We start from the raw sequence: 26,296 nt of genomic DNA, 5'->3' as shown, positions 1-26,296 counted from the left end.
ATTCAACAATATTTCTACTGAAGCACTCTTGGAATCTATAGGGCTACTACATTAAAAGTTAATGCTAATAATTTCAGAATCATGAAAGGTGGGCCAGTATCCATAAATATCTTCAATGATCGATGCGTTTTTAATCAAGTGTCGATGTCCTTTTAAAAAATAGTTCTTTATTAGGTTTGTTTAAGTTTCACACACAAATCTGTCAAGTCTTTCTGTGTGCAGCCATCATTCCAATGCTCATCATCAGCTAAATGAATTATAGAAAAGACCGTTGACCAGTAAATGTTTTCTTCCTTTGTTGGTTCTTTGGGACTGTCTTCTGCAAGGTTCCATGCGAACTCTCTAATTTCATCGTGTGTTAATGCTCCAGAGAGATAATCTTCTAGCTTTGTTATCAATTCTTGTTTCATTGTCGCAGTGATTTTCATGTTTGATTACAGCTATTTAATTATACTTATTCATTCATAAGACTTTATTACCATTGATTTTGCTTTACAAGTTGATATTTAAGCCCGAAGGTTCAGGCTTGCTCCAATAACCCCTTAGATTGAGCTGAGGTACGTACAAAATATAGTAATCAAAATCGTGGATGATTTTGATAAGAATTTTCAGCACATGGATGTGATGTAAATTCTGGTACGTTAAGTATTTTGGGAGTAGCGAAGGAAGTTGAGCGGAGCGAAATCTCAATCTCGGGGTGGGCTTTTCTTTGGCTCCTTTCTTTTACTCACATAAAAGAAAGGAGCTCGCCGAGGGGCGAAACGATTAATTGAGGAATGGAATTAATAAGAGCATGGATTCCCGCCTTCGCGGGAATGACATGAATTGGGCAAATGCATTTTGGTAGATACTTAATAGGAAATAAATAAGTAAGGAAGTGATAAAAGCCACTGGATGCCGCGGAAAATCCGCGGCATGACGAGTTAATTACGAAGTAATTACCCCAATCCCTTCATATTCTCCGCCATGCCTTCTATCAGTCGTATTTTTGATTCATGACTGGCCCAGGCGATGTGGGGTGTTATGTAGGTGTTGGGTACCTCGTCTTGCAGCAGTGGGTTGTCTGGGCTGGGTGGTTCGGCGGAGAGTACGTCGAGGCCGGCACCGGCGAGTTTACCACTTTTGAGAGCGTCCGCCAGATCCTGCTCATTGATAATAGGGCCGCGTGCGGTGTTAATGATGAAGCTATTTTTTTTCATCAGGCCGATGAAGTCTTTGTTGACCAGGCCTTGGGTCTCTTTTGTTAGTGGGCAGTGGATCGAGACGAAGTTAGCTTGTGGTAGTGCATTGTTGAGTGGCACTTGGTTGTCGCGCATAGGGCGGCCCGGAATATTGGCAATGAGCACATGCATTCCGAATGCTTTGGCAAGCTGTTCGACTTTTTGGGCGATGTTGCCGTATCCAATCAGGACTAAGGTTTTGTCGGCCACTTCCATGGTTGGGAAGTCGGTTAGGGTGAACATACGGCTTTCTTGCCAAGCGCCTTGGCGTGTTAAGTTAAAATGGTCGTTGGCGCGGGTGGCGAAGTTCAAAATAAACTGCATGGTCAGTTGCGCCACGGCAAAGGTCGAATAGTCGGCGACGTTAAAGCACTGAATATTTTTTTCTTTGGCGGCTTCTAGATCAATATTGTTCATGCCGGTGGCGGCCAGTTGGATGGCTTTCAGGTTGGGCAGTTGTTCTATGAGTTCACGATCAATGACAACTTTGTTGGTGATGATGACATCGACATCCTGGCAGCGCTCAAGACGTTGCTCGGGGCTGGTTAAGCCATACAGTTTGCACTCTTCGAAGCATTCCACGAGTGGCGACAAATCTACTTTGGCTTGTTGTTCGGTGTCTTGCCAGTGACCTAAGGTGTCGGCATCAAGAAAAACTGCGCGCATAAAATCGTTCCTGTCTAAATTCTTGTAAAAAAATGTTCTTTATAGAAAGCTACCTGATCGAGAAAGCCAGTATACCCAGCTTGCCAAAATCAGCGTCATATTGGCCGCGTTCGGCTGAAATCATGGGGCCTAAAGCGCCGGTGATCAAGAGATTACCTTCGCTGACTGGATAGCCTGATTTGAGGCTACGATTGATCAGCCAGGCCAGTGCCTGCCATTGATCGCCCATGGCATCGGTGGCTTTGCCTTCAATAACGGTTTTACCATTGCGGGTTAGCTCAGTTGTGATTTGATTGATATCAAGGCTGTTCACATCAATAGGTTTTCCCACTAGTACGCTATTGGAGCCCACATTATTCACAATCAGACCATGGCCTGTGATGTTGTCGGGGTTTTCGAAGCGTAAGTCCGGCAACTCAATCACGGGCACCACGCTTTTAATCATGGCGGGCAATTGTTCGGCAGTAACCAATTGTGTGATGTTTTGATTGAGGATAAAGCCGATCTCAGTTTCCAGCATGAGGTTGGTGTGGTCGCTGAGTAGATAGACATAGCGGTCAAAAGCGAGGCCTTGCTGAAATAATGCACCAGCAACGGGTTCACTGACACCAAACTTGTTTTGCCCGGCTTCGCTGGTGAGTCCTGCCTTATAACCAATAATCGGATAGGCAACCCTTTGAACTAATTGATATTGTAGTTGATAGGCTGACTCTAGATCGTTGGCCGCTGGATTCTCTATTTGCCCGTTGCTTGATACGCATGCGACAACTAATGTCGAGAAAACGAGGCTAATGCTGAGCAATGCTTTTTTCATAGTGGCTTTTTCCCTACAATAGGCCGATTATTTTCAATAGAAGTAAGCATACCCTAATGGATGCAACTAGCATAATACAACCCCTCAACGACGCCCAGAAAGAAGCCGTCACTGCACCCAATAAAGCACTGTTGGTGTTGGCTGGCGCTGGATCGGGCAAAACGCGCGTACTGGTTCATCGAATTGCCTGGTTGGTGAAGGTGGAGCGTATTTCTGCGCATTCGATTCTGGCGGTGACTTTTACCAATAAAGCCGCTAAAGAAATGCTGGGTCGGGTTGAGGATATGTTGGCGATGCCGGCACGTGGCATGTGGATTGGAACTTTCCACAGCATCGCTCACCGTTTGTTGCGTGCGCATTATCGTGATGTTGGCTTACCGGAAGGCTTCCAGATTCTGGATGCACAGGATCAGCTGCGAGTCATCAAGCGGGTCATGAAAGAGCTCAATCTGGATGATAACGAGTGGCCACCGAAGCAGGCGCAATGGTTTATCAATGCCAAAAAAGACGATGGCCTGCGCCCGGGGGATATCCATCATCATGGCGATTTCTTTGTCAGCACCATGGTCAAAGTGTATTACGCCTACGAAGAAGCCTGCAAACGAGGCGGGCTGGTAGATTTTAATGAGCTGCTACTGAGAGCCTATGAGCTATGGGCTAACAACCCTCATTTATTAAAACACTATCAGGATCGCTTCCAACATATTCTGGTGGACGAGTTTCAGGACACCAACGCTATTCAATACGCCTGGATTCGATTGCTGTGCAACGACAACAACCGCATTACCATTGTCGGCGACGACGATCAGTCGATTTACGCCTGGCGCGGTGCGCGGATTGAGAATATCCAACAGTTCGAGAAAGATTTCCCAGACTGCAAGGTTTCCCGCCTTGAGCAAAACTATCGTTCCACCTCAACCATCCTCAAAGCTGCCAATGCGGTGATTGCCAACAATCAGGATCGTATGGGCAAAAGTCTGTGGACGGACGGTAATCAGGGCGAACCAATTATTTTGTATTCTGCATTTAATGAGCAGGAAGAGGCGCGTTTTATTGCTGCGCGAATCGAAGACTGGATTCAGCAGGGCAATAGTTACGACGATATTGCCATTCTTTATCGCAGTAATGCCCAATCGCGGATTCTCGAAGATGCCATGTTGCAGAAAAATATCCCGTACCGTATTTATGGCGGTCTGCGCTTCTTCGAGCGTGCTGAGATTAAAGATACCTTGGCTTATATGCGCTTAATGGCCAATCGCGATGACGATACCTCTTTTGAGCGGGTAGTTAATCAACCGGCACGCGGTCTTGGCGAAAAGTCAGTGGATTTGATTCGCGCACAGGCCCGTGAGGAACAAACTTCATTATGGCAGGCGGCCAATAAAATGGTGGTCGAGCAGTTGTTACCGCCACGGGCAAGAACGGCCATGTCGGGCTTTTTGCATCTGATCAATGAATTAGAGTCGAGCACCGCCGAGTTGGATCTGTGGGAGCAGACCGATATTGTTATCGAGCATTCTGGCTTGCTGGAAATGTACAGCAAGGAAAAAGGTGAGAAAGGTCAGGCGCGCAAAGAGAACTTGCAAGAACTGGTCAACGCCACCCGTGAGTTTGATCCGGATGAAGTGGTGCCTGATGAACTACCGGATATGACGCCGTTACAGGCTTTTATTGCTCACGCCACTCTGGAAGCTGGTGAAACTCAGGCTGATGAGTATCAGGAATCGGTACAGATGATGACGCTGCATTCGGCCAAAGGTCTGGAATTTCCCTTGGTGTTTATCGCTGGTGTGGAGGAAAAACTGTTCCCGCATCAAATGTCGCTTGATGAGCCGGGTGGTCTGGAAGAAGAAAGGCGCTTGGCTTATGTGGGCATTACCCGCGCCATGAAGCAACTTTATCTGACCTTTGCTGAGAAGCGCCGTATTTTTGGTCGCGAAACCTATCCGCAACAATCACGTTTCATTCGTGAAATCCCCGATGAGTTGTTAACTGAGGTTCGCCTGAATACTCAGGTGCAACGTCCGGTTTTTAATCGTTCGCCCAAATCGCCTATCAGACGCAAAGGCCCAGAAGGCTTTTATCTTGGCCAGCTGGTCAAGCATCCAAAGTTTGGTACCGGCATTATCATCAACTATGAAGGCGAAGGCCCGCAGGCTTCGGTTCAGATCAATTTTGAAAAAGAAGGTTTGAAGAAGCTGATGTTAGCTTATGCCAAGCTGGAGCCTGTAAATTAGACTTTCACTTAGAAAAACTAATGCAATAGTTTTAGTTAATCAAGCTGCCATTATCAATTAATGTCAATAAAATTTACAGTTTTACAGCTACTTATTGTTACATTGCTGACATATTTTAATACATTAAGGATTATTTTAACTAATTCGTCACATTAGCCCCTTTGTTCCTTGACGGCATTAAAACCCCTTTGCTTTAATCGGACGCACTTTATTTGCGAAGTGCCGATCGCGAGATCGATAATTTTAGCAAATAATTCAGTTATCATTATTTAGATAGTTTAAGTAATGATGGAAAGAGTTATCCAGACAAGGGGTAGGTTTAATGTCTTTTAAAGTAAAGATGGCTTGCGCGGCCACATTATTAGCGCTTGGTTCGGCAGCACACGCTGAACGTGTGATCGTTTCTTATGACAGCAACGGTCAAGGCCTTAAGAAAGGTCATCAAGTTAAAGTAGAAGGTAATGGCTGGTTCGCAGCCGAGCTAGACGAGAATGGCAAAAGCGCTATTCGTGGCAAAAAAGGCTTCAAGTCCATGGAAGCGGACCACAAACGTTTCCCAATGGCTATCTATAATGATGACGCAGGCGATCCAAGCACTCAACAATTAACACCTTACGCAATTTATCAATCTCAAGCAGACCAATTATCACTAATGCCAGGACAAAAGGTATGTGTGATCGATTCTGGTATTGCTGGCGGTGACGGCGAAACTGGTGGTAAGAACTTTGACTTTGATTGGTCAGTTATTACAGGTACCAGCAACTCAGGTACTGGCGATTGGTTCACTGACGGTGGCCCACACGGTACTCACGTAGCCGGTACAGTTGGTGCTGCTGATAACGGTTTCGGTGTTGTTGGTATGGCTCCAGGCGTTCCAATGCACATCATCAAAGTATTCAACGCTTCTGGTTGGGGTTACTCATCTGACTTGGCTTTCGCTGCTGAAAAATGTACGCAAGCTGGCGCTAACATCATCACCATGTCACTCGGTGGCGGCGGTGCTAACTCTACTGAAGAGAATGCCTTCAACACTTTCACCAACAACGGTGGTTTAGTATTGGCAGCGGCTGGTAACGACGGCAACAACGTTCGTTCATTCCCTGCAGGCTACAAATCAGTGATGATGGTTGGTGCTAATGATGCTAACAACAACATCGCAAGCTTCTCTCAGTTCCCATCAAACACCAAAACATCAGGTCGCGGCAAACAAGCGACAACTGAAACTCATGACGGTTATGGTGTTGAAGTAACTGCCGGTGGTGTTGATACACTTTCAACTTACCCAGCTGGCGGCGCTGTAATTGCTAGCTTAACCGTTGACGGCGTTGGCGTTCCAACGGCAGCTACCGACAATACAGGTTCAGTATCGGGTTCGACTTACTTCATGGGTACAGCTGAAGCGGTTGATTCAGGTGCAAACGGTAAAATCTGTGTGATTGACCGCGGCAACATTTCATTTGCTGACAAGATCAATAACTGTGGTACTTCAGGCGGTATTGGTGCGGTTGTTATCAATAATGTTGCGGGCGAAGGTGTTATCTACATGGATATCACTGGTGTAACAACCAGCATTCCAGCGGTTGGTACGGCTTTTGAAGATCGTGCAGCCATCCTTGGCGCATCTAACGCGAGCATCAGTTCAGGTGCTAGTGACTATGGTTACATGAGTGGTACTTCAATGGCGACTCCAGCAGTAGCCGGGGTGGCAGCTCTAGTATGGTCAAATCACCCAACTTGTACTGGTACTGAAATCCGCGAAGCGTTAAAAGCAACTGCGGAAGATCAAGGTGCTGCAGGTCGTGATGACTACTTCGGTTACGGTATCGTTAAAGCGAAAGCAGCTAGTGATTACATCACTGCAAACGGTTGTCAGGGTGGCGGTACGGACCCAGTTGACCCACCAGCAGGTGATTTGCAAGCAAGTGGTAGCCGTGCGAAAGGTGGTAGCCAGTTAGATTTAGTTTGGAGTGGTTTCTCAAACGCTAACGTGGATATCAATATCTCTGCAGGTGGTACTACTGTACTAGATGATACTCAGGTAAATGATGGCGCAGTTTCATACTCTGGCGCAAGCAAGAGTACGACTTACACCATCACAATCTGTGAGTCTGGCACAACAACTTGTGCTGCATCATTCGATTTATAATCGAATACTAGCGTAAAAATGAGCCCCGCTTCGGCGGGGCTTTTTTATGCATAAATGAAATGGAAGCAATGCATAAATGCATTAGAAAAACTTATTGGTAAGACCTCTATGCAAAAAGTAAGAATTTGTTTGATTGTATCAATTTATGTTGATATAAGTAGTTTGCTTTCATTAGAAAAAATAATGCTCTGAAAGCAATCCTTGTAACATGAATTATATACACACTAAGGGGTAGGTATATGAAAAAAACACTAATAGCTAGTGCTGTTGGTATGGCTGTCGTGTCATTCTCAGCTACGGCAAGTCAACCAACTTATTCATCAAACGATGAGTTGAATGTTCAAAATCGCTGTATCGTTAGTTTCCACGATTCAGTTGATGGTTCACAAGTAAAAGGCCTGGCTAAAGGCTTAGCGCAGAGAGCGAACGCATCAGTTCGTCACGTTTATCAAAACTCAATCAAAGGCTTTACCGTGAATGCTCCATGCCATGCCGCAGAAAAGGCGTTTGGCGGTGACATGAATGTGAAAAGCATGAACCCTGATGGCGTAGTAAGCGTCAGTTTTAAAGGTAAGCCGGGTGGTGGCGGTGGTGGCGGTGGTCAGACTACGCCATGGAGTGTTACACGCGTGGGTGGTCCAGTAAGCGGTGCAGGTTATACCGCTTGGGTTATCGATACGGGTATTGATGTTGACCATACCGACTTAAATGTTGACGCAAACCGCGGTTTCTCAGCATTTACATCAGGTCGTGACGCGGGTGTTGACGATGGTAATGGGCATGGTACACACGTTGCCGGTACTATCGCTGCACTGAATAACACTCAAGACGTAGTGGGTGTAGCTGCAGGTGCAACTGTGGTTCCAGTTAAAGTATTAGACTCTCGTGGCTCTGGTTCATACTCAGGCGTAATCGCTGGTGTTGACTTTGTTGCGGCGAATGCTAATTCTGGCGACTGTGCCAACATGAGTTTAGGTGGTCCAGTGAGTCAGCAGCTTGATGATGCGGTGAAAGCAGCAGCTCAGAACTCCGGTGCATACTTCGTATTGGCCGCGGGTAATGATGGCGACCACGCCAACAACCATTCTCCTGCTCGTGCTAATGGAAATCGCGTCTATACTATTTCAGCAACGGACTCGAATGACAACATGCCATATTGGTCAAACTATGGTAATCCACCAGTAGATTATGCTGCGCCAGGTGTCAGTATTTTGTCTTTACGCGCTGGAGGCGGTACTACAACCATGTCAGGAACTTCGATGGCATCACCAGCAGCTTGTGCTGTTATCATGATGCGTAACGGTAATCCGTCAACTGATGGAACAGCCGGTAATGATCCAGACGGCAATCCAGATCCAATCATCCATCTATAGATAAGTTTGGATATTTTGGGGTAGGAAGGGCGCTCTTAATTGAGCGCTTTTTTTTGTAAAAGTAAAAACAAAGTTCCAATGGGTGCTGTACGTTTTGCAAACTATAGCTACAAAACACTACAAAACAAGGTGTTTTTGTAAAGCATGTCGACACTTTTGGCATTAAATTAAATTATTGGTTTGTCCAGTTCTCAATATAAAAAATAATGATTGCGCGATAAAAATTTGATTGCTATAAAAATGCAATCTGTTCATTCGAACATAAAATGAGCAGTACGTAAAAATATAGAAATAGAGCAATTCACAAATCCTAAGGGGTAGGTATATGAAAAAATCTCTAGTCGCGAGTGCCGTTGGGTTAGCGGTCCTTTCAACGTCTGCAATAGCGGTTGAGCCAACGTTCTCATCAAATGATGAACTCAATGTGCAGAATCGCTGTATTGTTAGCTTCCATGACAATATTGATGCATCACAAGTAAAAGGTCTTGCTAAAGGCTTAGCGCAACGCGCCAACGCATCTGTTCGACACGTTTATCAAAACTCAATTAAAGGCTTCACTGTCAACGCACCTTGCCACGCAGCTGAAAAAGCATTTGGTGGCGATGCCAATATCAAACGCATGTCGCCAGATGGTGTAGTAAGTGTTAGCTTTAAAGGCAAGCCAGGTGGCGGCGGTGGTGGTGGCGGTGGCCAGACTACCCCATGGAGTGTCACGCGCGTAGGTGGTCCAGTCAGCGGAGCAGGCTATACAGCTTGGGTTATTGATACTGGTATCGACGTTGAGCATACAGACTTGAACGTTGATGCAAGCCGCGGTTTTACGGCATTTACTAAGGGTAGAGATGCCTCTGTAGATGATGGTAACGGTCACGGTACGCACGTTGCAGGTACTATCGCTGCAATTAATAACTCGCAAGATGTTGTTGGTATTGCAGCTGGCGCAACTGTGGTTCCTGTTAAAGTATTAGACTCACGAGGTTCAGGTTCATACTCTGGTGTTATCGCTGGTGTGGACTTTGTTGCGGCAAATGCTAATTCAGGCGATTGTGCCAACATGAGCTTGGGTGGTCCTGTAAGCCAGGACTTGGATGATGCGGTAAAAGCTGCAGCTCAGAGCTCGGGTGCTTTCTTCGTGCTAGCTGCAGGTAATGATGGCGACCACGCCAACAATCATTCGCCAGCGCGCGCAAATGGAAATCGTGTTTATACCATCTCTGCTACTGACTCGAATGACAATATGCCATACTGGTCAAACTACGGTAATCCACCAGTGGATTATGCAGCTCCAGGTGTTAGTATTTTGTCACTAAGAAATGGTGGTGGTACTGCAACGATGTCAGGTACTTCAATGGCATCACCAGCAGCTTGTGCTGTGATTATGTTGAAAAACGGCAATCCATCAACTGATGGTACAGCCGGCAATGATCCAGACGGCAATCCCGATCCGATTATTCATCTGTAAGGGTTGTTTTCTAAAATAAATAATAACTAATGGATAGTTAATTCAAGCGCTCTTCGGAGCGCTTTTTTTTTTGAAAATGTAAAATCATGAATGTATTGAAAGAATAGATGAGTAACTGTGAACTATCAGCAGATTATTTTTTGAACAGTTGCTATAAAAATAAGGGTTAGCAAGACCTAAACCTAAAGACATTAGGTATTAGTCTTTTTAAAGCAAACAAAGGAGAAGGAAATGAAAATAATTACGAAACTAAGCATTATAGCGCTGATGGGTTCAGCTGCTTTAGTTGCAAAAGCAGGCCACCAATGGGCCGACTATCACTGGGCGACACTTGGGAATGGTTTGAATCTGCCAGTGATTGATAGTGTCTCCCCGGATTGGCAGGCTTCCTATACTCAATCGTTGGCTGAATGGGAGCAAGGTACACCAATTGCACATAATGAAGTAGGGCAGGATGATTCGAGTAGAACCCGCAAGCAGTGTCGGGCAGCCGATGGCAAGATGCGTGTTTGTAACGCAAATTATGGGTACAACGGTTGGGCTGGATTAGCTTCAATAAACTTAGATTCAAATGGTCACATTGTAAAGGGTACAGCTAAGATGAATGATAGTTACCTTGCATCATCATCTGTTGCCTATCGTAATCATGTAATGTGCCAGGAAATAGGGCATGTGTATGGTTTAGGTCATACATCGGAAGACGGTTCGAGCCAGCAAACTTGCATGGATTATTCCAATGATCCAAACAGCCAATGGCCCAACTCACACGATAGACAGTTGCTAACTCAGATGTACAGCCATGACGATGGGTATGAAACGGCAGACGGTTCAGGCAACGAAGAACCATGCCGAGGAGGCCCTAAGAAGTGTGGAAGTAATGCTGCAGATGTAGGAATGGGCATTAAAGTCTGGCAGAAAGGCCGTGCTCAAATAAGGGTTGCTAAAGGACCGGACGGTACTTGGTGGATTCACCACATTACACTAGCTGAAGGCTATGATGACATTGTTGATCATCACTAATAAATAATTAACACAAAAAAGCGCTCTTAGGAGCGCTTTTTTTGTGGCTGAAGGTAATTATTGTTGTGGCTTTTGCTGATTTTGAGGTGCGGTGCCATACATATCTTGCGCACGTTGATAAAGCACCCAGCTGGTGAAGATATATTTATCACCAGAAACTGGTTTCTGTCCACGGTGAGTATGAGTAAAACCGGCAGGAAAAATAACAAGAGAACCTTGCTCTGGCTTACTTTTAATTTGCTGGTAGAAGAACTCAGTTTCGCCGCCTTCTTCTACATCGTTTAAATAAAACATCCAGACCAGACTGCGATGCAGACTATCCTGATGCGGATCAGTTGGATGTGGGTAATGCTCTGAGTGCCAATGGAAATAGCCACCCTGGCCTTTATCATATTTCTGCATATTGACCGGACCAAGACGGTAAACTGCTTTAATAAACTCACCTAGACTGGCATCATCCATCTTCTCAACATCAACATAGCTCAGGTTTTCCATTTCACCATCTTTGTTTTGATACTGAAGCGATATCGCTCCAGCCAGGAGAAAGGGGTATTGACGGACGTAGTGAATCAATCCGCGTAAAACTACATTCTGTAGGTGAAGCATTTCTTCCTGCCACTCATCCGGAAAGCTGGTGCAGGTAATGTCGGTACTATTCTTCTTGATTTTATCGACACCGGCACCTGTCTGGCCCTGATGTTTATGCTCACTATTCTCAAATTTCTCGATACAGCGCTTGCAGAACTCAGGATCGAGAGCCTCTTTGTAAATATTTATAAAACTGGACATACCAATATAAACCCCATTTGTAAATTTGATGTTGGTCTTTTATTAATCAAAGTTGCCATAGCCTAGTATAGTAGGTAAATTGTTGCCAGTCCTTTTTTGTAGTACACAATGACACAACTCATATAACGGTATTAATGATGAAAAGAAGAAAGTTTATTGGAGCTTTAGGTGCTGGTGCAGCAGTGGCTGGTTTGGCAGCCTGCGGGGGCGCGCCGACAGAATGCAGTGACGGGCAAGTAGCAGTAAACAGTAGCGAAAAAATCAAATGGACCATGGTCACCACATGGCCAAAAAACTTTGCAGGTTTAGGAGAGGGTGCTGAGTATCTGGCCGAGTTAATTGGGCAGTTAAGTGGTGGCCGAATGGAGGTCAAAGTCTATGGAGCGGGAGAACTAGTTCCAGCTTTGCAAGTATTCGAAGCAGTGGCAACTGGCGCTGCGCAAATGGGCCACGGCGCTGCATACTATTGGTCGGGCAAGCTCTCGATGGCACCTTTCTTCGCTGCGGTACCTTTCGGACTTAATGCCCAGGAAATGAATGGTTGGTTACTGCATGGTGGTGGTATTGAGTTGTGGCGCGAATTGTACGCGCCATTTAATCTGATACCTGAACCTGCGGGCAATACGGGTGTACAGATGGCGGGTTGGTTCAATAAAGAAATTAACTCGCTTGATGATATTAAAGGCCTGAAAATGAGAATCCCAGGCTTGGGTGGCGAAGTATGGAAACGAGCAGGCGGTATTCCGGTCTTAATGCCGGGTAGTGAAGTTTTTACCTCACTGGACACCGGAGCGATTGATGCTGCCGAGTGGGTAGGGCCTTACAACGACTTAGCTTTTGGATTATTCAAAGCAGCGAAATACTACTACTATCCAGGGTGGCAAGAACCGGGTTCAACCTTAGAAGCACTGATCAATAAAGAAGCTTTCGAAGCATTGCCACAAGATCTGCAAGATGTCGTTCGTCACGCCTGTCGTGTAACCAACGCAGATATGCTCGCGCACTTTACCGCAGAGAATAATAAAGCACTGCAAACGCTGGTGACAAAGCATGGCGTGCAACTCAAAGAATTGCCAAAAGATGTGCTCAGTGAGTTAAAGACTATTTCAGATGCCATGATCGAAGAACAGGCCAAAACAGAACTTGATCAGCGCATATTAAAATCCTTTAAAACATTTCGCGATCAGGCCAAGAGCTGGCATGAGGTATCAGAGGTCAGTTATTACCAGGGAAGGCTATAAGATACAAAAGCACAGACTATGAAAGGCGCCAATTGGCGCCTTCATTTTTAGGCACTATCACCATTGAAAGGTAGCACATCAACTTTTTCATGAAGTAACTTAGAGAAAACTTGGCAAGAAATATCTGTATCACCGCTAGTGTAGTAACAAGAATACTCCTGATCTTTAAAGTTGAGCAGGTTATTTTCAGCAAGAACCCTGGTTAGGTGTAAGGAAACCGCATCTGCGGTATGAATGATTTGTAACTCTTGATTGCCGGCCACTTGTTGTGCTGAAATTTGGCGCATCAGTGGTGCTAAAAAAGGGTAGTGAGTGCAGCCAAGAACCAGAACATCGATATGCTCATCAATCATGGGCTGTAGATATTTTTCAACTAATTGAAAAGCTTTGACGCTGGTTAAATCGCCACTTTCCACCTGCTCGACAAATCCATCACAGGCTGACTCAAACACTTTCTTGTCTTTGGCATATTCCGCTAATAATTTTTTATAACGATCACTTTTCAGGGTGTGGTCTGTAGCAAAGACACCGATCTTGCCAGTGCGTGTGGCGAATGCTGCTGGCTTAATCGCTGGCTCCATGGCGATGATAGGAATATCAAATTCACTGCGTAACCATTCTGCCATAACAGCAGTTGCAGTGTTGCACGCGATGACCATCGCTTTGGCGCCTTGTTCAACAAAAAAGTTAGCAATATGAATGCAGCGTTTATGCAAAATATCTTTAGGCAAACGACCATAAGGCGCATAAGCAGAATCCGCAACATACAGCAGATTTTCATTGGGCAAATGTTCGCGGATAGACTTTAAAATCGATAAGCCGCCAACGCCCGAATCAAAAACACCTATCGGTGCCTTACTCATGACAATACACCTCAATTAACCGCTGACATAAGCGGGCAGCCAGGTGGCTAAAGATGGCCATGCAGCAATCATCGCCAACACTAGAATTTGAATCACAATAAAGGGTATCACGCCGCGATAAATTTGCGAGGTGCGAATACTCTTGGGGGCAACGCCACGCAAGTAGAACAAAGCAAAACCAAACGGTGGTGTCAGGAATGAGGTTTGCAGGTTAATGGCGATCAGAATACCCAACCAGATTGGATCAGCGCCCATCATCAATAAAACAGGGCCAACGATTGGCACGACCACAAAAGTGATTTCAATAAAGTCTAAAATAAAGCCGAGCAAGAACATTACCAACATGATGATCAGCAGTGCGGTGAACAAACCGCCAGGCAGGTCGGTGAAGAAGTGTCGAATTAATTCATCGCCGCCATACATTCTAAACACCAGCGAGAATATGGAAGCACCGATTAAAATCAGGAACACCATGCTGGTGGTTTTAACTGTCGAGCGCATCACGTCCAGCAAACGAGCGAGCGTTAATTTACGGCGCAAAACAGCCAGTAAAAGCGCACCCAAAGCGCCAATCGCTGCAGCTTCAGTCGGCGTGGCGATACCATAGAGAATAGAACCCAATACCGCGACAATCAGAATCAAAGGCATCGACAGATTAATCAGTGCTTTCCAGATAACACTGCGCATATCCACCTTGTCATCGAACTCAATCGCCGGTGCGGCTTCAGGTCTGCGCCAGGCCACAAAAGCGATATACAGCATATAACCGACTACCAGAATCATGCCCGGAATCACCGCACCCATGAACAGATCACCGATAGAAGCGACCTGGTCGGTCTGTAAGCCAAGGCTTTTAGCTTCTGTCATTGAGTTAGCCAACACATCGCCTAACAGAACCAACACGATTGACGGTGGAATAATCTGGCCGAGAGTTCCCGAGGCGCAAATAACCCCGGTCGCCAGTTCAGGCTGGTAGCCGCGTTTAATCATCGCTGGCAAAGACAGTAAGCCCATGGTCACAACCGTTGCACCAACAATACCAGTACTGGCCGCCAGTAACATACCAACAATGGTAACCGCAAAGCCCATGCCGCCGCGCAGCTTACCAAATAGCGTTGCCATTGAATCCAACAGATCTTCAGCAATCTTGGTCCGCTCCAGCATCAACCCCATAAAGATAAACAGCGGTACCGCAATGAGCGTGCTGCGCTCCATAATTTTATACAGTCGGCCGGGCAGGAAGTTAAGCTGAATTGGCTCGATCATGCCGGTGGCAGCACCGATGGCTACAAAGATTAACGACACACCGGCCAGAGATAAAGCAACTGGATAACCCCATAGCAAAACCAGACACACTGATAGGAACAGCAGTAATGGCATTAAGGTAAATAAAGAATCAGCCATGCTTTGGCTCCTTATCACTTGTCACCTGCGGAGCGGATTGAGTATCTTCCTCAACACCATGCGGCAGAGGCATCCAGCCCAATAAATAGGCAAGGTTATGCAGGAACTGGGCCGTACCCTGAATGATTAAGGTGATCGGCAACGCTAATAATAAGGTTTTCAAGATATAGAGGTAGGGCAGGCCGCCGGGCTGGCTGGAGCCTTCCTTAATCTTCCAATTGAAGATAACGTAATCTAGGCTATAAACGATCAGGAAAACACACACCGGCAACAACAGAATTAAAAACCCCACCATATCGACCAGCGCTTTGGTGCGATGCGAAAAGCGGTGATAAAACACATCAACGCGGACGTGATCACTGTGCTTTAAGGTGTAAGCCGCGCCGAGCATAAAAACGATGCCGTGCATGTAGGTGACGGACTCTTGCAGCGGGATGGCGCTAAAACCAAAGATGTTGCGAAGGACCAAAACAGCAACCACGACCAGCACCATAAACAGGGTCAGCCAGCTGATTAGCTTGCCCGTCCATTCAGTAAAACTTTCGAGGATGTGTATTAGCGCAAGAATAGGGCGTTTGACCATAATCCTGACTCTTAAATTATGTTTATTAAGCACTAAATGAAAATTTAGGCACGGCTTATCCACAGGTTTGAATAAATATTAACAAACCCGCATATTCATAAGGTTCTTTTAGTTGGCTTTGTAATAGCCTGAAAATACTGAGAAAATTGATGAAGGATAGATTCCCCAAAACCTATATAGGTGTTTTATTATGCGTTTCTCAGTTTCCCCCAAAAAGTTTTCACCATAGTTATCCACAGAAATGTTCACGTTGTGGATAAAAAATAAGCAAAAACTCAGGCTGATAAAGATACTCCAAATGAAGCTAAAAATCCAATAGCTCAGAATGTAATAAAGTAACATTTAGAACCAACTTTATACATTGGACAAATATCATGATAGAAGTAATGGGAATAAAATGTTCCGTTCAGCGTTAAAGAGCAGAAGCTGATCGTTTTCCGGGTCTGTTATCAGTTAACAGAATAGCGGAAGAGGGCATCAGGAATATAAAGATAAAGACAAAGATAAAGGAAAATAAGGAGAATCTTATGCAATCAACAGTGAAGAGTGCTTTGCTGAGTTTGGCCATCATAGCCAGCCCATTAGCAATCGCCGATAGCGTTAGAAATAATAGCCAGGAAAGCAGCAAAAGAACAGCTGAAGCATTAACGGAGCAAAGCGAGCAGCAATTAGATCACTTTTTTCACCGATTAGCCGGTGAGAATCGATTCCTGGGAACCGCTGTTATTTATCAGGACACAACTCCGGTCTACCAAATAACTATCCAACCCAGTAAAAAAGCGAAGAAAGGGTGGAGAACCAGCGTAGACCACGACCTTAAATATAAAATCGGCTCAATCAGCAAAACCTACGCCGCAACGATTATTTTTCAGCTAATCGAAGAAGGCAAAATAACACTCGACACCAAGCTGTCGAAGTTTTATCCCAAGGTAAAGAACGCCGATAAGATCACCATCAAGCATCTGCTCAATCACCAATCCGGCATCTTCAACTACACCGGCGAGCCAGACTTCATCAACTACGTCTTTCTACCGAAAGACAAAGACTTCCTGGTTAAGAGAATCGAAAGCTTTGACTCGGTCTTCGAGCCCGGTGAAAAAGCAGAGTACAGCAATAGTGGTTACTTACTACTAGGCTTTATCGCTGAAGACATCGAAAATAAATCATATGCCAAGATAGTCGAAGAGCGGATCAGTCAGCCATACGATCTCAATGACACCTACTATGGCAGCACCATCAACAATAAAAACGGCGAAGTGGATTCCTTCGAATATAAAGGCAAGTGGGGCAAGATGGCGCAGTGGAACATGAACATTCCAGGAGCCGCTGGCGCATTGGTGTCCAATGCCGATGATCTGAATAAGTTCTTCAATCTGCTGTTTGATGGAACCATAATCAGTGAGCAAAGCCTGCAAACCATGACCAGCATGGACATGAAATATGGGCTTGGCATCTTCGAAACCAGCTATGGCGAAGAAGACAATAAACTTAAAGGTTACTGGCACAATGGCGGCATCGAAGCCTTTAGAACCCACCTAGCCCACTATCCTGACAAAGACCTAACGGTGGTATTGTTAAGCAACGGCCTGCGCTACGACATGCGAGAAATTTACGAAGCCATGCTCGACGCCTATCACGGTAAAACCGTTGAAGAACCCGAGTTCGGCGAACCTATTGATCTGACTGAAGACCAACTCGCACCATTGGTCGGTAACTACAGCAGCGACACCTTCCCGCTGGATATCAAACTTAGCGTCAAAGATGGGCAACTTTATGCCCAGGCAACAGGACAGGGCGAATTCCCATTAACCGCCTATCCAGACGACAAGTTTGAATACATCGAAGCCGGCATCGAAATGCGTTTTGACCGTGACATCGACCAGTTCGTATTGATACAAGGCGGTCAAGGTTATGCCTTCACCAAAGAAGGCGCAAAAAAACACAAAGGTTTTGAAGTACCAGAGACAGTGCTGGAACAATATGTTGGAGTGTACGGCGCTGACGACTTCCCGCTTGATCTCGAAATCAGCACCAAAGAAGGCAACCTCTACGGACAAGCCACCGGCCAACCCGAGTTCCCGCTAACCGCCGAAAGCGAATCACGCTTCCGCTTCAAGCTTGCAGGTATCGTCATCAACTTCGAAGCCGACAAAAACCAGCTGACCATCACCCAGCATGGTAAAGACACGGTACTTACCAAAAGTAAGTAACATCAAAAGGGCGAGCGCCGCTCGCCCCAAATACCATGGCCTATATCGTTTGGTAGGGCGGGGTTAAAGTGTCCCCATTTTTATCATGTCACTCTCGCGAAGGCGAAAGCCCATACTTGTAAACAAGCAATAATACTAATAAAGTCATCAAAACAAATAGCGCAACAAAAACCATAACGCTAACAAGGAAACAAATGGCAAATATAGAAATAGGTCGCCCATCCAAATTTTGTGAAGAATTTCTTGAGCACTATCTAGGAGCAGGACTGGGGCGAATGCAAAAAAGAGATATCGATGTGTTGGTTATGCATCTTTTAATATCTGATGGAAGATATAAGTTTCCAAAAGATACATTTAAAGCTGCTCGAGAACTGAGTCTTACTGAGACAAAGGTAAGAAATTTATATCAAGAAGTACAGCTACGATATCAACAGTTGCCCGAAGAAGAAGCCAAAGCCTCACTCGTTGAACTCATCAATAAAAAAGCCTTTGAGATAAAAGGAGAGCGAATAGTCTTTATTGTTCGTGATCCCATGTTAGGGCAATGGTTCCAGGAGTGGGTTGCAGATGTTGATGGCTTTACAGACTCATCGTTTAACCCTAACTTAGTAACAGTGCATAAGAAAGTCTTGGTAGATGTCTTGGATAAGATTGCGGTAAGTGAAATACCAAATCTGAATAAAGACTTTGAGCAATTTAATAAGGCCGACGGAAGAAAGTCAAAGTTAAGATTGTTTGTTGATGAATTAATAAAGTCATCAGGGAAAGAAGCTGGAAAACTGACCACCAAAGCCTTAGCAAAGATTTTAGCGAGAATTCTTGGCGTGACTTTTTAAGATAACTACAGTTTGAAAAAGCATCGAAAAAATGGGCAATAGGTAGAATATCATGAATGTGAAATCTATTTGCGGTGTCATCATAGCTTCAAAAGAACCGAAGAAGCTTGCTGAGTTTTATTCTAAAGCTCTAGGAATCGTATTCGAGAAGGAAGAGCATGGTGGGTTGGTTGAGCATTATGGAGCTGATATTGGAAAGGTTCATTTTGGCATTCATCCTCCTGAAAACTTAAACAAATCTGAGGAAGGAAACGCTACTATATCAATAGCATTCAACGTAGACTCCCTGGAAACCGCTATTACACGCCTTAAAGAGCTGGGGGCAACTGAAGTTATTGCCCCACATGATGAGGGATTTGGAATGGTAGCCACTTATGCAGACCCTGCGGGTAATCATTTTGAAATAGTAGAGCTAGATTATGAGTTTGAAAATAATCAAACGTAGGGTACCCCTAGGGCAGGATCTGCGTCGTCACGCACCGTGATCGCTAAGGCAGCTGATACTCAAATTCGTAGAAATGATTGCCATCCTCAATGTAAATATTCATCTGCCCGGATAGTCCTGCTAACTGACCCACGCCAGAGTCGGGTATAACTTCAAGCGTTAATTTCTCAGCACCTAACTCCATCACCCCATAATGCTGTAGAACAAAGCTACCCTGTTTTCCATCAAGCGAACCAACTACTTGCTCTATCGCTACATACCCTGCAGAACCTTTTGTAGGCGTCATGACACTGAGCATTTCGCCATTACTGGTGGCGTCCAATGAGCCAGTGAAGACTTTTTCTATCGACATACGACGAAAGTTCATGCCATCAGTTCCATTGATGGCAGATTCAATTGGATTCAGGGTGACAGAAAACTGACCTTCTATTTTCATTATTACTCCTTAGTTATAAATTTCTTAATCAGATCTATCGGTAATGGGAAGACAATGGTATTGCTATTTTCACCCGCGATCTCGGTCAGGGTTTGCAAATAACGTAATTGCAAAGCTTCTTCTTTTTGCCCCAGAACTTGAGCGGCTTCGAAGAGCTTTTGCGAGGCTTCCATTTCACCTTGTGCATGAATGACTTTAGCACGACGACGACGTTCGGCTTCTGCCTGTTGGGCGATGGCGCGGATCATGCTTTCGTCCAGATCGACGTGTTTAATTTCCACATTGGAAACTTTAATGCCCCAGGCGTCGGTCTGGCTATCAAGAATTTCCTGGATGTCTTCATTGAGCTTTTCGCGGGAGGCGAGCATTTCATCCAGTTCATGCTGGCCGAGTACAGAACGCAGGGTGGTCTGCGCTAATTGGCTGGTTGCATCGTAGTAATGTTCAACATTAATGATAGATTTTTGAGGGTCGACCACACGGAAATAAACCACGGCGTTAACCTTAACCGAGACGTTGTCTCGGGAAATCACATCCTGAGTAGGAACGTCCATAACAATAATACGTAAATCAACGCGCACGATTTGTTGCACGAAGGGGATTAAGATAATAAGACCCGGGCCTTTGACTTTCCAGAAGCGGCCAAGCATGAAGATTACACCACGTTCATATTCGCGAAGAATCTTAAACATGCTGGCAACTGTCAGTATGATCAGCGCCAGAATAATCGGATAAAAAATGTTCATAATAAATCCTTCTATTGAGCTTAAAGTTTGGGTTTGTCATCCGAGATTGGGATGACGTCTAAATCTAAATCATTAACGGCTACTACTTTGACCTGTTGTCCTGCTTTTAAGGGTTGCGCGCTTCGAGCCTTCCAGATTTCTCCATGAATTTTAATCCAGCCTTTGTCTTCAAAATCGTGTTCGACCACGCCAATTTCCGACATCATTTCATCGGTGCCGGTGACCACGGGTCTATTCCTGGCTCTAATGGCGAGACTAAGTACGAAGCTCAGCAATATGACGCTGACGATGGTAACGAAGATGAGAATCGGCATGGCAATTGCCATTCCTGTTTCCGGTTCATTAAAGAGCAGGAAGGAGCCGAGAATAAAGGCAATAATGCCGCCAACGCCGAGAATGCCAAAACTGGGTGCGAAGGCTTCGACGACCAGCAAGGCAATTCCCAAAACAAGTAATCCGGCTGCGACATAATTCACGGGCATAATTTGTAAGGCATAGAAAGCGAGCAGTAAACAGATTGCACCGATGACTCCGGGAATAAAAGTACCGGGATTATAGCCTTCGAAAATCAGGCCATAGATACCAACAATTAACAGGATGTAAGCAATGTTCGGGTCGCTGATAATGCTTAAGAGTTGTGTCTTCCAGTCAACCTCAACGAGTTCTATGGTCATGCCTTCGGTATCAATTTCCGCTTGTCCGCTGGGCAGCCGAGCCGACTTTTTATGAATCATGGATAAGAGTTGTTGTGGGTTTTCAGCAATCAGATCTATAACACCAATTTCAAGCGCTTCGGTTGAAGAAAGGCTTTCCCCTTCTCGCACTGCGTTTTTAACCCAATCGATATTGCGGCCATGGTAGGCGGCGAGACTTCTTAGATAAGCTTCCGCATCATTGATGACCTTCTTTTCCATGGCTGTTTTATTGGATGGCGCAGATTGATTGGGTTGTTCTTTTGACTTATCAGAACTTGCCTCATCTTGGCTAGGTTCTTTGCCTTGTTCCGGCTGATTCGGTTGTTCGGGAGAAGGCATTCCACCGATAGACACCGGCGTAGCTGCGCCAAGATTAGTGGCCGGAGCCATAGCCGAAACATGACTGGCATACAGGATATAAGTCCCGGCGCTGGCAGCACGGGAGCCAGGCGGATAAACATAAGTCGCGACAGGAACCGGCGACGATAGAATGGCGCGAATAATGTCCCGCATTGCCAAATCAAGACCGCCAGGGGTATTCATCTTGATAATAATCAGCTGGTAATCCTGCTCAGCGGCTTCCTCAATATTCTCGACGAGGAAATGCGCTATAGCTGGATTGACCGAGCCATCGAGCGTGAGCTGCATGGCGCGTTTAGGCGAGTTTGTTTCAGCAGAGTGAAGTTGCTGCGCAGAAAAGCACAGGAGTAGAAAAGACAGCGCAATGTACAAAGCCTGTTTCATACCAAATCCTTCTAGCAAATGCTTCCAAGATCAGGAAGCAGGGATTCATGGCTTCATGCCATAGAGAATAATGTAGCGCGAATGGCGCGGGAATACAAAAATAGTATAAGAATTAAGCAGCAAGAAATTTTGAAGACGTAAATTAGAAGAGATGAACTAATACTAAAATATTGCGGACACAAAAAAGCCCAGCTATTTCTAGCTAGGCTTCTTGAATAATGGTGGCCCGGGGCAGAATTGAACTGCCGACACAAGGATTTTCAATTCCCCAATATTTCAAAGACTTAAGTATAATCGTAACTTAATGAGTTTGTATAAGTTTGCTTAAATTGTATTTAATATCAATCAGTAACTATAATTGAGTATGATTAATTTTACATAAGAAGGTCTCACGAGTGTACTTCTATTGTACCTAGTAATTAGAACTCGATGGTATATTTCCAGCTGCGATAATTGCCCTGAGTAGTTTCGCGGGAGTATTTTTCAAAAAAAGGGTAAATTAATCTGGCGGGCTTATTTTCTTGTTCAAGCTCAATAAGATAATAAAGGACAAACCCGACAGTTTGAGGCTTAGTACCTAGTGAACACAAATAGAGATTAGTATAACCGTTTTCATGCTCGATACGTTTAACTGTTTCACTTAACTTTTTAGCCGTTATAAATGGGTCGTCTGCTGGAGCGAAAACTTTATTCTTGAAAGCCTTTTCCCCGATTTCATTAATAGCCTTAGACGCGCGGTAAATATTTTCTTGATACATGTCAGGGCGCAAGGGGGGGAAGCCTACTAACTGAAACTTATATTTGGCATGCTCTTTAGCGATACATACTTTTTTTATTAAAGTATGATCATAACTTGTTCCTACTATAAGGACATCATCTGTATCTGTAGAGTTAGTTGGCCCCTCAAAGCCAGTAACTGGCATTACCTTAGATAAGTTGCCATATGAGAAAGTGGTTTTTTCCTGGTCTGTATAATTCATTGGTTCACTATAAACAAGCTCAAATTTCGTAAACTTATTTCTATGCAAATATTTTAAAAAAGTTGCTAGTTGAGGTCTCATGAATCCTGTGATATCAATCAAAATATTATCAGAAGGAGTTAAGCCAGAATTATTTAGAAAACTAATTATTTGCTCACCAGAGGTATTTCCTTCACATATATAATACTTTCCAATATCTGAAAGTTCTTCAGGTTGATATCTGTATTCAGGGAATATAAGCCATATCTTATGATCAGCAGTAATTTTCTGAAACATGCCTTGTACACGTTCACTTTGATTATATGCAGAAATGAACTTATCAAACTTGCTTGTTTTTATAACATTATCAGTAAATTCATCTTTATAAAAAAGATCATAGATTTCCATCATCGAAAAGGTCTCCTTGACTAGAAGTTATATTTTTCAAATTGAACGGAACATTACGTTTATTCTTAAAATTAGAAAAGTAATCCTTGTACGGTATTGATGAATCCAAATCAAAAATGGCATCAAGAGCATTTTTATTTAAGGGGAGAGTACCCCTTTTGGCAATAGGGAGTTTCCAGTATGGTGACAGCAGTGGATTCAAAATATAAGTATTATTTTTTCGTTGGCTGTTTTTATCAAGACGCTCATTTTTTTCTTTTATAAAAAATGACCAAAGCGCTGCTGTCTTAAGCAAGGTATGTGAAGAGTTATCAAGATTAGAGATATCAAGATCAAATTTAATAGGAGCCGCTTCTATAGGCTTGTCAGAAAAACGCTCAGCTTTAAAAAGTTCTGCAATACGTCTAATTATTGTTTGGATATTTTCACCCATTGACCCTGTCACACGAGCATCATCAAAGAACCAATCCGAACTTTGCTTGATACCTTCAAACTGAGATTGGCTAGAAATTGGGCGAACAAAAGGCTCCTCATTATTTACTAGTGCTCTTTGGTAGATAAATTTTAAAATGGTCAAGAAGTTGCGAGGAAAACCCCTTGATAGGTCAATGATCTCATTTAAACCACTATAATACTCTTTTATATTATGCTGTTCTCTTAATTGTGCCTCAAAAGAGCTTTTATGTTTATCAAGGGCATTATAAATCTGGTTGCCAGAATTGCTAGGATTGGCCAGGTACTCACTAATAGCTTGTTTGATCTGTTCTGATATAGACAAAAAGTTAGAAGATTTACCAGATCCCCAAGCTTGATAAAAACAAAAAATGGCAGCCTTTTCTGTAATTGGATCGTTATCAATAGCAAGATTCTGGCAAATAGACTTGATAGTGATTTTTTTAAAATCAGTATACTTATGAAGTTCAGTTTTCAATTTTGAAATGGATGATCCATTAATGCCACTAGTAACTCGACTGTCTTTACTCGGAGGTACATCGATGTCGAAATAATTATACAAATTTTCTGGTTGAAATGATTTTGGTATAAGCCCAGAGTCTATAAGTCGTGTCAAACAAAGTCTTAGTGCAAAGTTTGTATATGCTTTATTATTTTGGTTTCGTAGCTCTTCGTCCAGCCTAATGATTTCTAATTCATCACCTTCACGATTTATTTCATCTGCGGCAAAGGTTTTAAGATCTAATAGACCGTAAGTTCGAACTCCAAGTTTAATGGTGCAGGGCTCCTTCCTTTCTCTTAATAATGATTGTAGATGCTGCTGTTGATAGCTGTTCAAATGTTCAACTTCATCAAACATATAGACAAACAATGTATTGCTTAGACTGGGTAATAACTCTTGGGCAATTTTAGGTAAGCCGAATATTAAAGCCCCAGGATTACATAGTATAGTTGGTTGTAATTCATTAGTATAAATACAATTATTTACCAAGTGGTCAAGTTCGTGTTGTTTAGTCTTAAGAAAGTTTAATAAATGATTGATCTCTAATATTTCTACATCATCCGATCTTGTAAATAGGTCAAAAGCCTTTTCACAGAACAATCTTTCATTAAAATCAGTAATGTTAGATGAAGCTAGTAAGTCAGTTAGGGTGTTAATAAAATATTGTGCTATCCAGAGTTCGTAGTAATATTGAAACAAAACTTTCCATTTACTTTCCTCAAACCCTTTGTTAGAAAATCTATCAGCATCTAACCCGCCACATCGATTATAAATGCCAATAAATCTTTCTTCAGAAATATAGTCAATTAGACATTTTGAATCAGGGCATCTCATTTTCTGGATAGGATATGAGAAGTAGCGCATTAAGTGAGTTTTACCGCTTCCTTTGCCACCTTTTATGATCATGGGAGTTGCTGTAGTAGGTTTTATTATATTAATAAAACCACTTTTTGGCTCTAATGCAATATCAACCCAGTTATCATTAATCTGTGCGTTAGTGTAGTCATTAGCTTTTACGACTGTAAAAGGATTCTCGATTTGATTATCCACAATTAACTCCAAGTACTACCATAGCTTTTTAGGTATCGTTTAAAAATTGGTTTCCATGGTTTGTTTTCATTTCCCGAACTCCAAAAAACAGGCAAGGTATTGTTGGGCGTATTATGGTTAAAAGATAGTAATATCTGGCCATCACCGAAACCTAGAGGCTTTGTTGATAGTAGCCTGCCATTGCTTTCACATAGGTCTTTTGTAAGTTCTTTATCTATATATTTATTATCTACAATGAACTGCCTAGCATTTTTGCTGAAACATTTAAATGATTTGTCTAATATGCATACAGCGTCGACAAAGTCGAAGTCACACTTTGATTTTATCTTTGATAACCCGTCTTCTGTGGCTACTAGTGCGAAGTATGATATCACTGCTTCAGGATTGAATGTTTTTATATTTTTAATCAAGTTTTTTTGGTTTGAGTACCGAACAGCCTGCTGGCCAGAACCAGCAAAGTCATCTAAAAAAACATAGTGTTTTATAGATAGATCAGAAAGGCTCACTTCAGTTTTTGTCGAATCGCTATAAGATTTTATATCAAAAATTTCACCAGAATGTGAAAACAGTTTCTTAGATATATTATTTTCTTGTCTGAAGTAGTAAAGTAGGTGAGTGCCGCTTTCACTAGGGTTTCCGATGCCGTAAAATCTTGTTAGGTTTAATACTTCTTCATACTTTGTGCTAACTAAGGCTAAGTCTTTGGTGTCACCATTCTCTTTTCTGATCTCTTTTATTCTTTCTCTTTGAAAAAAATCTCTATATAAAGATTTTAGTAGCTCCCTCATCTCGCTTGAGCCAAAATAAAGAAAGTGACTTAGTAAGTGTAAAAGGTTTGCTCTATGCTTGTCAGTAAAATCTATATCTGAGTTATTAAAATTATTAATCCAGTCTTCTATTTCATCCCAATGATGGATGTTTCCCCAAGCATAAATATTAAGAGATACAATTTTTGTTTTTAATTCATCAAGATAATCATTAAGTTCATCCATAA

At 43.5% G+C, this 26,296-nt stretch carries 22 protein-coding genes; 9 read left to right on the top strand and 13 right to left on the bottom strand.

Annotation, left to right across the window (positions count from 1 at the left end; all coding sequences use genetic code 11):
* Positions 1-170: 170 nt before the first annotated feature.
* The 3 genes from ACN0VI_RS01165 to ACN0VI_RS01155 all read right to left on the bottom strand — a co-directional run bounded on the left by ACN0VI_RS01165 (position 171) and on the right by ACN0VI_RS01155 (position 2,700).
* Complete coding sequence (locus ACN0VI_RS01165; RefSeq protein WP_417445482.1) at positions 171-428, bottom strand: hypothetical protein; 258 nt, start codon at positions 426-428, stop codon at positions 171-173.
* 510 nt (positions 429-938) lie between these two features.
* On the bottom strand, positions 939-1,886 hold the full coding sequence (locus ACN0VI_RS01160) for a D-2-hydroxyacid dehydrogenase (RefSeq protein WP_417445481.1): 948 nt from the start codon (positions 1,884-1,886) through the stop codon (positions 939-941).
* A 49-nt stretch (positions 1,887-1,935) separates the two neighbouring features.
* On the bottom strand, positions 1,936-2,700 hold the full coding sequence (locus ACN0VI_RS01155) for a 2-keto-4-pentenoate hydratase (protein ID WP_417445480.1): 765 nt from the start codon (positions 2,698-2,700) through the stop codon (positions 1,936-1,938).
* Between the two features lie 56 nt (positions 2,701-2,756).
* On the opposite strand from ACN0VI_RS01155, the gene uvrD reads away from it, so the two are divergent.
* The 5 genes from uvrD to ACN0VI_RS01130 all read left to right on the top strand — a co-directional run bounded on the left by uvrD (position 2,757) and on the right by ACN0VI_RS01130 (position 10,938).
* Entirely contained in the window at positions 2,757-4,937 is a 2,181-nt protein-coding gene (gene uvrD / locus ACN0VI_RS01150) for a DNA helicase II (RefSeq protein WP_417445479.1), read from the top strand.
* A gap of 322 nt (positions 4,938-5,259) precedes the next feature.
* A complete protein-coding gene (locus ACN0VI_RS01145) occupies positions 5,260-7,083 on the top strand; it encodes a S8 family serine peptidase (RefSeq protein ID WP_417445478.1) in 1,824 nt (607 codons plus the stop codon).
* Between the two features lie 239 nt (positions 7,084-7,322).
* Entirely contained in the window at positions 7,323-8,456 is a 1,134-nt protein-coding gene (locus ACN0VI_RS01140; RefSeq protein ID WP_417445477.1) for a S8 family serine peptidase, read from the top strand.
* A 325-nt stretch (positions 8,457-8,781) separates the two neighbouring features.
* Positions 8,782-9,918 carry a S8 family serine peptidase gene (locus ACN0VI_RS01135; protein ID WP_417445476.1) on the top strand — a complete coding sequence of 379 codons (1,137 nt, stop codon included), beginning with the start codon at positions 8,782-8,784 and terminating at the stop codon, positions 9,916-9,918.
* A gap of 231 nt (positions 9,919-10,149) precedes the next feature.
* A complete protein-coding gene (locus ACN0VI_RS01130; protein WP_417445475.1) occupies positions 10,150-10,938 on the top strand; it encodes a hypothetical protein in 789 nt (262 codons plus the stop codon).
* 57 nt (positions 10,939-10,995) lie between these two features.
* Here ACN0VI_RS01130 and ACN0VI_RS01125 read toward each other — a convergent pair whose 3' ends face one another.
* Positions 10,996-11,727: a 2OG-Fe(II) oxygenase gene (locus tag ACN0VI_RS01125; protein ID WP_417445474.1), complete on the bottom strand. Its 732-nt coding sequence runs from the start codon at positions 11,725-11,727 to the stop codon at positions 10,996-10,998.
* A gap of 134 nt (positions 11,728-11,861) precedes the next feature.
* Between ACN0VI_RS01125 and ACN0VI_RS01120 the strand changes: the two genes are divergently transcribed.
* Complete coding sequence (locus tag ACN0VI_RS01120; protein ID WP_417445473.1) at positions 11,862-12,968, top strand: TRAP transporter substrate-binding protein; 1,107 nt, start codon at positions 11,862-11,864, stop codon at positions 12,966-12,968.
* A 47-nt stretch (positions 12,969-13,015) separates the two neighbouring features.
* Here the strand turns inward: ACN0VI_RS01120 and murI are convergent, their stop codons facing one another.
* Genes murI through ACN0VI_RS01105 form a run of 3 tightly spaced genes read right to left on the bottom strand, consistent with a single transcriptional unit; the run spans position 13,016 to position 15,818 of the window.
* The gene (murI, locus tag ACN0VI_RS01115; RefSeq protein ID WP_417445472.1) at positions 13,016-13,831 is read right to left on the bottom strand and encodes a glutamate racemase; all 816 of its coding nucleotides are present in this window, start codon (positions 13,829-13,831) and stop codon (positions 13,016-13,018) included.
* 15 nt (positions 13,832-13,846) lie between these two features.
* Complete coding sequence (locus tag ACN0VI_RS01110) at positions 13,847-15,235, bottom strand: TRAP transporter large permease (protein ID WP_417445471.1); 1,389 nt, start codon at positions 15,233-15,235, stop codon at positions 13,847-13,849.
* Positions 15,228-15,818 (bottom strand): TRAP transporter small permease subunit, encoded by a 591-nt coding sequence (locus ACN0VI_RS01105; protein ID WP_417445470.1) that lies wholly within the window; start codon positions 15,816-15,818, stop codon positions 15,228-15,230. The genes ACN0VI_RS01110 and ACN0VI_RS01105 overlap by 8 nt, the downstream gene beginning before the upstream one ends.
* A gap of 527 nt (positions 15,819-16,345) precedes the next feature.
* Here ACN0VI_RS01105 and ACN0VI_RS01100 point away from each other — a divergent pair.
* The 3 genes from ACN0VI_RS01100 to ACN0VI_RS01090 all read left to right on the top strand — a co-directional run bounded on the left by ACN0VI_RS01100 (position 16,346) and on the right by ACN0VI_RS01090 (position 19,309).
* Positions 16,346-18,028, top strand: a complete 1,683-nt coding sequence (locus ACN0VI_RS01100) for a serine hydrolase domain-containing protein (protein ID WP_417445469.1) — start codon at positions 16,346-16,348, stop codon at positions 18,026-18,028.
* A 194-nt stretch (positions 18,029-18,222) separates the two neighbouring features.
* Positions 18,223-18,864, top strand: coding sequence for a hypothetical protein (locus tag ACN0VI_RS01095; RefSeq protein WP_417445468.1), 642 nt, complete (start codon positions 18,223-18,225; stop codon positions 18,862-18,864).
* Between the two features lie 52 nt (positions 18,865-18,916).
* Positions 18,917-19,309, top strand: coding sequence for a VOC family protein (locus ACN0VI_RS01090; protein ID WP_417445467.1), 393 nt, complete (start codon positions 18,917-18,919; stop codon positions 19,307-19,309).
* A gap of 43 nt (positions 19,310-19,352) precedes the next feature.
* On the opposite strand, the gene ACN0VI_RS01085 is transcribed toward ACN0VI_RS01090, so the two are convergent.
* The 6 genes from ACN0VI_RS01085 to ACN0VI_RS01060 all read right to left on the bottom strand — a co-directional run bounded on the left by ACN0VI_RS01085 (position 19,353) and on the right by ACN0VI_RS01060 (position 26,294).
* Positions 19,353-19,745, bottom strand: a complete 393-nt coding sequence (locus tag ACN0VI_RS01085; RefSeq protein ID WP_417445466.1) for a DUF3224 domain-containing protein — start codon at positions 19,743-19,745, stop codon at positions 19,353-19,355.
* Positions 19,746-19,747: 2 nt separating this feature from the next.
* Positions 19,748-20,491 (bottom strand): slipin family protein, encoded by a 744-nt coding sequence (locus ACN0VI_RS01080; protein ID WP_331890699.1) that lies wholly within the window; start codon positions 20,489-20,491, stop codon positions 19,748-19,750.
* Positions 20,492-20,511: 20 nt separating this feature from the next.
* The gene (locus tag ACN0VI_RS01075; RefSeq protein WP_417445465.1) at positions 20,512-21,930 is read right to left on the bottom strand and encodes an NfeD family protein; all 1,419 of its coding nucleotides are present in this window, start codon (positions 21,928-21,930) and stop codon (positions 20,512-20,514) included.
* Positions 21,931-22,349: 419 nt separating this feature from the next.
* Positions 22,350-23,300: a hypothetical protein gene (locus ACN0VI_RS01070; RefSeq protein WP_417445464.1), complete on the bottom strand. Its 951-nt coding sequence runs from the start codon at positions 23,298-23,300 to the stop codon at positions 22,350-22,352.
* On the bottom strand, positions 23,284-25,302 hold the full coding sequence (locus ACN0VI_RS01065) for a hypothetical protein (RefSeq protein ID WP_417445463.1): 2,019 nt from the start codon (positions 25,300-25,302) through the stop codon (positions 23,284-23,286). Before ACN0VI_RS01065 ends, ACN0VI_RS01070 begins: the two co-directional genes overlap by 17 nt.
* Before the next feature lie 2 nt (positions 25,303-25,304).
* Positions 25,305-26,294, bottom strand: a complete 990-nt coding sequence (locus ACN0VI_RS01060; RefSeq protein WP_417445462.1) for a hypothetical protein — start codon at positions 26,292-26,294, stop codon at positions 25,305-25,307.
* Positions 26,295-26,296 lie beyond the last annotated feature (2 nt).

The organism is Kangiella sp. (genome assembly GCF_048265365.1).
Classification (GTDB): Bacteria; Pseudomonadota; Gammaproteobacteria; order Enterobacterales; family Kangiellaceae; genus Kangiella.
The sequence above is the reverse complement of the archived record's forward strand: the minus strand, read 5'-3'. Positions and strand labels throughout refer to the sequence as shown.